General features: G+C 54.5%; 8 protein-coding genes. 2 read left to right on the top strand and 6 right to left on the bottom strand.

Going from position 1 to position 6,463, the window contains the following annotated elements; all coding sequences use genetic code 11:
• The 3 genes from tnpA to ACR0KM_RS20175 form a co-directional block, all read right to left on the bottom strand.
• The coding region (tnpA, locus tag ACR0KM_RS20185) for an IS66-like element accessory protein TnpA (protein WP_480865555.1) at window positions 1-380 on the bottom strand (380 nt) is incomplete at its 3' end.
• Between the two features lie 44 nt (window positions 381-424).
• Complete coding sequence (locus ACR0KM_RS20180) at window positions 425-1,012, bottom strand: hypothetical protein (protein ID WP_480861483.1); 588 nt, start codon at window positions 1,010-1,012, stop codon at window positions 425-427.
• A 146-nt stretch (window positions 1,013-1,158) separates the two neighbouring features.
• Window positions 1,159-1,506, bottom strand: coding sequence for a hypothetical protein (locus tag ACR0KM_RS20175; RefSeq protein WP_480861484.1), 348 nt, complete (start codon window positions 1,504-1,506; stop codon window positions 1,159-1,161).
• Window positions 1,507-1,858: 352 nt separating this feature from the next.
• Between ACR0KM_RS20175 and ACR0KM_RS20170 the strand changes: the two genes are divergently transcribed.
• Window positions 1,859-2,596 carry a hypothetical protein gene (locus ACR0KM_RS20170; protein ID WP_480861485.1) on the top strand — a complete coding sequence of 246 codons (738 nt, stop codon included), beginning with the start codon at window positions 1,859-1,861 and terminating at the stop codon, window positions 2,594-2,596.
• Window positions 2,597-2,854: 258 nt separating this feature from the next.
• Here the strand turns inward: ACR0KM_RS20170 and ACR0KM_RS20165 are convergent, their stop codons facing one another.
• From ACR0KM_RS20165 to ACR0KM_RS20155, 3 genes are all read right to left on the bottom strand, one after another.
• Entirely contained in the window at window positions 2,855-4,549 is a 1,695-nt protein-coding gene (locus tag ACR0KM_RS20165; protein ID WP_480861486.1) for a type IV secretory system conjugative DNA transfer family protein, read from the bottom strand.
• Window positions 4,550-4,551: 2 nt separating this feature from the next.
• Window positions 4,552-5,028: a hypothetical protein gene (locus tag ACR0KM_RS20160; RefSeq protein WP_480861487.1), complete on the bottom strand. Its 477-nt coding sequence runs from the start codon at window positions 5,026-5,028 to the stop codon at window positions 4,552-4,554.
• An 89-nt stretch (window positions 5,029-5,117) separates the two neighbouring features.
• A complete protein-coding gene (locus ACR0KM_RS20155) occupies window positions 5,118-5,468 on the bottom strand; it encodes a hypothetical protein (RefSeq protein WP_480861488.1) in 351 nt (116 codons plus the stop codon).
• Between the two features lie 120 nt (window positions 5,469-5,588).
• Between ACR0KM_RS20155 and ACR0KM_RS20150 the strand changes: the two genes are divergently transcribed.
• Window positions 5,589-6,461 carry a hypothetical protein gene (locus tag ACR0KM_RS20150; protein ID WP_480861489.1) on the top strand — a complete coding sequence of 291 codons (873 nt, stop codon included), beginning with the start codon at window positions 5,589-5,591 and terminating at the stop codon, window positions 6,459-6,461.
• Window positions 6,462-6,463: the final 2 nt, after the last annotated feature.

Below are 6,463 nucleotides of genomic sequence, written 5' to 3'. Positions count from 1 at the left end.
CGGGCAATACTGGCGATCCGCTCAGGCGATGTCCCAGCATCCAGCCGAACGGTAACATCCCCATGGGCAATCTCAATCCTGTCACCGGGTTCTGATGGTGCCGCCGGAGCCTCGGGCTCAATCACGACCGGCGCAAATTCCGCTCCAGCCAAATCCGGCACCACCAATTTACCTTCTCGGGCCAGGCGACGCCATTCAGACAAATGGTTTGGACGCATGCCAGCGCGTCGGGCGACCTCGTTTACGGTCACCCCTGGAACCAGCGTTTCCGCAACAAGCTGCCCCTTGAGCTCTTCCGGCCAGCGCCGCTTGCCATCTCGACCGATCAAAACCTCATGGCCCGCAACGGACTCCAATCGTAGCTCCCGATGGACTCCCATAAATACCTCCAGCCAAAATCTACACTCCGCAGCGGAATCGCAGATCAGGCAGACTTCAGGAAGGTGGGGGGAGGACACCGCTTACGTTTGTTGTAGTATTTATCGCCCTCAAAATTCACAGACTCAATTGCTTCAAAAGGTACTTCCCCAAGGAGCGTTACCTTGAGGCATTCGTCGGGCTCTTCCATTTGATCTTCGATCCATTGGTCGCCCTTCCGGTGGACGTACGTCCAACGTAGGCCCAGAAGAATTCCGTCATTATAGGTCCCCATTAGCCCAACTCTAAACCATGCAGATATTCCTTTGTCTTCCGGTCCGTTTGGGTATGAGTCGATCCGATCAACATCATGCACAATCGCATCGCCGCGATAACCTTCGCGCGCAGATTCAAGGAAGTAGTCCTCAAAAATTGGTCGCCACTTATCCCGTAGCTCTATCCTTCGTTCGGGACTAAGGTGCCGCTTTTTCTTTCCGGGCAACTGAAGCAAGTCCCAGTTGCTAGCGATGCCCACAACGCTCAGAACCATGACAATCCATGGCTCGTAACCGCCTTCCTTGTAACCCCAAGCAATGGAGCCCAGAAAGGCGGTACCTGACCCAACGAGAATTATGTTGTTCTTAATTGATTTCATAGCTATCCGCCAGCAAACGATACTACATTGTGTGTCACATCTACACATCTTACCCTGCTAGATACAATTTCTAGTAAATTGGTGGCGCGACAAAAAACCTAACAATATTCTAAACTGCACGAAAAAAGCGATTTCCAGCAAGTGGTTTACAACAAGTTCAGCTGGCGGCGGGCTGTGAGATAATCCTGCCACTCGGACTCGGCGGCTGCATCGTCGAGCCAAGCGGTGACAAACTCGACCGCACCGTCAAACCTGGCAACATGATCCCGTGCGAGGAAGCGTGAGCAGTAGCCGGTCTCTGTGATCGGCAAAGGCTGGCTGTCCTCGCTGGTCACCAGAAGGTGGCCAATGCTTAAGGTGCTGTTTCGGTCGGCATAGTGGAACGGGTTCCAGACGATCCGGACGCTGACATCGTGCCACTGCAGCAAATGCACTTCAGTGAAGTTGAGCACGGCGTTTGGTGTCTCGTATGGGAATAATGATAGGTCTGTCATGTCAGTCTCCTGTGTGTTGAGGTTTTCTTCGACCGAGACAGATGAGCGGAAGAAAAGCAGACTGCGCACAGCCCCAACACGGTCCCGCGCAGCGGGAGTGGTGCGGGCCGGGGCTTGTGCAGGCTGCGCGTTCGCTCAGGATCGGGCGATATGAGAAAACCGCCACGCAGGAGTCAGGCGCGATACCTAGACAGAGCAATGCAAACACGAACAGCGCAAGCCTGCTTGAATTAGTTTTCAGATCTTAGTCGCGATTCCTGCGTTCGCCCTGCAACGCGCCGGGCTCAAGCCCGTTCCGGAACATGCCGAACAATAGAACTTATCCGGCGAATTCATCGTCAGGAGAACTTCTATGACAAAGAGAAAGAAGTATGAGGACAAGGAAGAGCAAAGTGTTCTCCGTGTCCTGCAAAATTTGGTTATGATCATGGCCGCTGGTCTTGGTGTCACAGTTGCGGTCGGGCTGCGCAGCATTTTTGCTGCTGAAGGCGGATTTACGAGTTGGCTCGTGCCAATCGTTTTCGCGACCGTGCTAACGGTCATTATGGGAGGTCTGTGGCACATCACACTCGGCATGGTCGCTCGGATCGATCCTGCCAATCCTCGGCACACATGGATGGCTATCGGCTTCGCGTTGGCGCTGACGGCAGCACATGGTGCGACGTCCATTCCCTTCCTCGCCAGTGCCATCGGCGGCAATGAGGCAGTGCAGCACCATCAGATGCTCACGGTCAGCAAACTGGAGATCGCTACCGATACAATCTCTGCGCGAACTGCGCACCACGAAGCTGTCATCAACGGGTTTGGCCGTGAACAGGACATGCTTAATACGCTCCTCGCGCAGGAAGTTGCCGGTGAGGGACAATCAAGGCAACCAGGCTTCGGAACGCTGGCGCGGGAGATAGAACAGGCCATCGCCGCCCTCGGTCGCGCGACAATACAAGCAAACGTAACTAGTTCCGATTTACATCAGGAACTGGAAAACATTCGAGCGATCATCGACCATGCGCGTAGTGCTGCCAATGAGGGCGCGAACGAGGATTTTGCAGAACTGGTCGCAGAAGCGCGCAGCATCATCACGTCTGGATAGACTTCTGGAGACAGACCTCGCGGTTGGCCGTGTAGACCTGCCGGACTTTCAGCCGATTTCCAGGCCCGTTGCTGTGCTCCACTACTCGGAAGCCGTTCCGCTAGCATGGAGCGTCGCTATCGCTGCTGATCTGCTTGCCGTTGCTGCCGTCGCTCTATTGCTGATCTACCGTCTGAATGCGGTCGGAAGACCAACCAAGAGGTGATTGCAGACCTGAAACTGACCTGTCGTAAGACAGGTCGGTTTTGTTTGTCCAAATTACCGGTTCAACCACATCGGCATTTGCCCGTTGATCAGCACGATTTGACTGTCCTGCTCCCGCGCGAAGAGACGCTGGATTTCATCCGGCAGGAGTAACGGTGTGCGGTTGCGTTGCGTGTTCCAGTTCTCGGTTGTTGTCGTGCTCTCCCCGACCGTTGCTGGATCAGCCAGCAGGGAGAGAGGATTAGCAAACAAGCTGGCGTCTCCGCGTTGCGCCATCAAGGCCTGTATCTGAGCGTGCGCGCCGGGGTCGCTCGATGAAAGAGCTGTTGCAGAAGAGAGGCTCCTTTGCGTCTGAAGAACCTCGCATTCGCCCAGACGCTTTGAGAGATATTCCAGCGAGGTCTGGTCGGCATTGGCAAAGGCCTGAATGCACCCGGCATTGCCGACGAAACTCTCCCAGGTTCTCGGATAATTGCCGGATAGCTGCGTCAGATCCTGGCAGACAATCATGAGCTTCAGGCCGAAGCCCGCCGCATACCCTGCAGCCTGCTCCAGCAATTTCATGTGACCAAGCACAGGGAACTCTTCCAGCATTGCCAAAATTGGATGGCCTGTCGCCGGTTGTCCTTCAATCTCATAGATGCGCTCCAGCATCATGGCGATGGCTAGTCGCAGGAAGCGTCCGCAATCCGGCATGCGCTGCGGCGGCAGACAGAGATAGAGCGTCACGCCCTGTGGGTCGGTCTTCAGATCATCGATTGCAAAGCTGGAGGCAGCAAACAGACGCCGCATCGGACGCCGCTCAAGGAATTCGAGGCTGCGCCTTGCGGTTGATAAAACGGAGCCGCGTTCACGGTCCCCCATGGAAAGAATGGTCTCGGCGGCGGCTGCCATCACCCCGTCGAATGTCTCGGAGCCTTGCATCAAAGCGAGAAGATGGGAAAAGGCAGTTGGTTTCTCTTCGGCGCCGCTATGATCGCGAGCCAGCTCAAGGCATGCGCCGCGCATCAGGTATTCATAGACCTGGATGAGGTTCCGTGTCGCGCGGCCATCGTGGGTATCAGCCACGAACAGGATCAGGCCTTTGAGGAAGGTCCGGGCGGAATCGTCAAAATGTTCGTTCTCAGGATTTGTGCGGACGATCAGCGCGTCGGCGATGGAGGCAGCGACATCGATGGCCAGGTCGTTGTCTTTAGAGACAAGATCAAGTGGATTCCACGTTCCATGTAACTCTGCGGGCAGCCGGGAAGTGTTGTATGGGTCAAGGACGATCACGCGCTGGCCTGGCCCGCCGTCTTCAGGCAAGGCACTGCGAATGTGCGCTGTTGTGGCGGCCAGTTCACCCTTGGGGTCCGTGACAATTATACTGCCGGGATAACGCTTTAGATTGGGCGTGAGGAGCGTTCGGGTCTTTCCTGCACGGCTGCCCGCCAGAACCAGATGATGGCGGTCATCGCGAATTCCGATTTCAATAGCGGACGTTCCGACGAGCTCTTCAATCTCCTCTTCAAGTGTATCGATCTCCGCGCGCCGGACACTTCCGTCACGCGCGGTATCGAGTGAAATCTCAGCCTGTTTGAGGCGTAGCCGTTCAACTAGAATATTGGCTTCTTCGCTTGGCCAGGGCTGCTCCCCTAGCCAAAGATCGCCTGACCTAAAGGCATATTCTGCAATCTCATGTGGAAAGGCCCACCGCGCGGTTGCACGGGGGGCCTCGTCGTCATTGCCGGTGCCTCGCGGAAGCTGCATGGTCAGTGCACGCGGTGTTCCAGCTCGCTGCGCTCGATCTGGCGGAGCGCGTCCTGGAAGTAGTTATCAGCGGCGATATGGCATTGCATACCGAGGCGTGGATCAAACGTTCCTGTCAGCGAGCACATTCCTTTCCAGGTGGCATATTGAGATTGCAGATCAGCTTTTTTCTCAGCAATGGCCCGCTGCTGCGCCAGTTCCAGTTCCTTGCGGTTCACCTCATCGAACAAGGCCCCGTGGAACTGTGCGGCGGCTTCACCAGCCAGATGGAATGGTTTTAACGGCGCGGGCAGGAAGAGTTGTGCAGCACAAACGCCAGCGCCGATAACCATGATCAGCTTGTTTCGGTCCCATGGTCGGCGCGGCTGCGGGATGCGCTGCGGCTCCAGGCGTTCAAGGACGACGGGCTTGCGCGAAAGCTCAGTGGAAGAATTCTTGCTTTTCTTGTCCACTTTGGGATGGTTTTTGGGATGTGGCATAAAGAGTCCTCCAGGTGATGATCAGAGGGCTTCTCAGTAGGGCCGAACACCGCAGACATCGGGATGCGCGCAGGAACAAAAGGGGCGCCTCAAGCAGCGTCTTTGTCGACAACCGACCTGATTTCGCAATAAAGCGCGATCAGGCGGAGCTTTGGCAGAACACGGCAAAACCGCTTCGGCTGGTTGCCCGATTCATCTGCCTCTAGGAAATGCGACATCCAGCGGTTCTCGGGATCGCTGAACACGTCATCAATGTCCGGTAGCTGAAACGGTCGGCCACTCTGCAGAAAGATGCGCCCATCGTAGCTATAAATCAGCGTTAGAGCATCGAGCCATGGCACGCGTGGAATTTTGAAACCTCTTGCTGGCCGCCAAATTTTCTCGATGTAGAATTTCTCGTCACGCAGCTGCCAGTCTGCAGGAACGATCAGTACATTCATGACAATGCTCCATTTTCCCTTACTATGCGGCAAGCCACTAGAAGTGGTGCCTTGCTTGAGAACCATGGAGCAAACGCTCGCTAAGAACCTAGATACGATACTGATGGAATTGGCAATCTCATGAAAAATCGCGGACGCGGACGACACGGTCAATCAAGTTACTCTGCGCACCATCATCAGACTCTGCGCCACATACTGATGCGGCATTCTGCGAAACGAGAATTCGGTTATCAGACTTTGGTATCCCGACTGGCAGGCCACGCCGAAGCGAAGAACAGCTATGTGGATGCCGTTGACACACTGAATTGGGAGGACATACGGGACGTAATCAAGAAAGGGCGGTGGCTGGGTGATGAGAAGCTGGCACTTTTGGAAAGTTACCTAAAAGCTGAAGAGCCGGATTTGGCAAAGTCTCTCGATCAAACAGAATTTATCGAACGGATTGGTGAGGCGTTTTCCGACTTTTACATTCCTCCTGTTTTCAAACCCGGCACGTGGGATAATGCCACGCTAAGGGCACGTCTAAAGCTCCATGATGCCTACGCACTACTTACTGATCATGGAACGACAAAAATCGGCTTCACGACTTTTCCGAAGCAAGCAGATCGATACCTCATTCTGAGAGAAGTTGAGGGATTGCCCTTCCTAGTTTCGCACGAATTTTCGATTGCAAGCCACGAGAATGCCCGCAGAGACGGTGATAATATGACCAATCTGTATTGCGGATTCTGCCTCCCGGCACCAGACTTTGTTGTAATCCACTCCCGCGGGTTGAAATTCAGAAACTTCCGGATCGTCATTCTTCAGCGGCATGATGAGAAGGTCTTCAATGCTTCGGAAATATACATTCCCAAAGATGGAAAACGAACGCTGAGAGCTGGAAAAAGACGGCGCTCACTTATCGGACCGTATGAAGCAATTCGGCTTGAAAGGGAAAGTGAGAGATTTCAATTTCTAGCAGATTATCTTGATAAAATTGGAACAAAGGTGTAAAA

This window comes from Ruegeria sp. G10 (assembly GCF_056533645.1).
The sequence above is the reverse complement of the archived record's forward strand: the minus strand, read 5'-3'. Positions and strand labels throughout refer to the sequence as shown.

Excerpts from the sequence above, each read along its gene's own strand:
- ACR0KM_RS20180 (WP_480861483.1), bottom strand. The coding sequence starts at position 1,012 with ATGAAATCAATTAAGAACAACATAATTCTCGTTGGGTCAGGTACCGCC.
- ACR0KM_RS20160 (WP_480861487.1), bottom strand. The coding sequence starts at position 5,028 with ATGCCACATCCCAAAAACCATCCCAAAGTGGACAAGAAAAGCAAGAAT.
- ACR0KM_RS20165 (WP_480861486.1), bottom strand. The coding sequence starts at position 4,549 with ATGCAGCTTCCGCGAGGCACCGGCAATGACGACGAGGCCCCCCGTGCA.
- ACR0KM_RS20150 (WP_480861489.1), top strand. The coding sequence starts at position 5,589 with ATGAAAAATCGCGGACGCGGACGACACGGTCAATCAAGTTACTCTGCG.
- ACR0KM_RS20155 (WP_480861488.1), bottom strand. The coding sequence starts at position 5,468 with ATGAATGTACTGATCGTTCCTGCAGACTGGCAGCTGCGTGACGAGAAA.
- ACR0KM_RS20170 (WP_480861485.1), top strand. The coding sequence starts at position 1,859 with ATGACAAAGAGAAAGAAGTATGAGGACAAGGAAGAGCAAAGTGTTCTC.
- ACR0KM_RS20175 (WP_480861484.1), bottom strand. The coding sequence starts at position 1,506 with ATGACAGACCTATCATTATTCCCATACGAGACACCAAACGCCGTGCTC.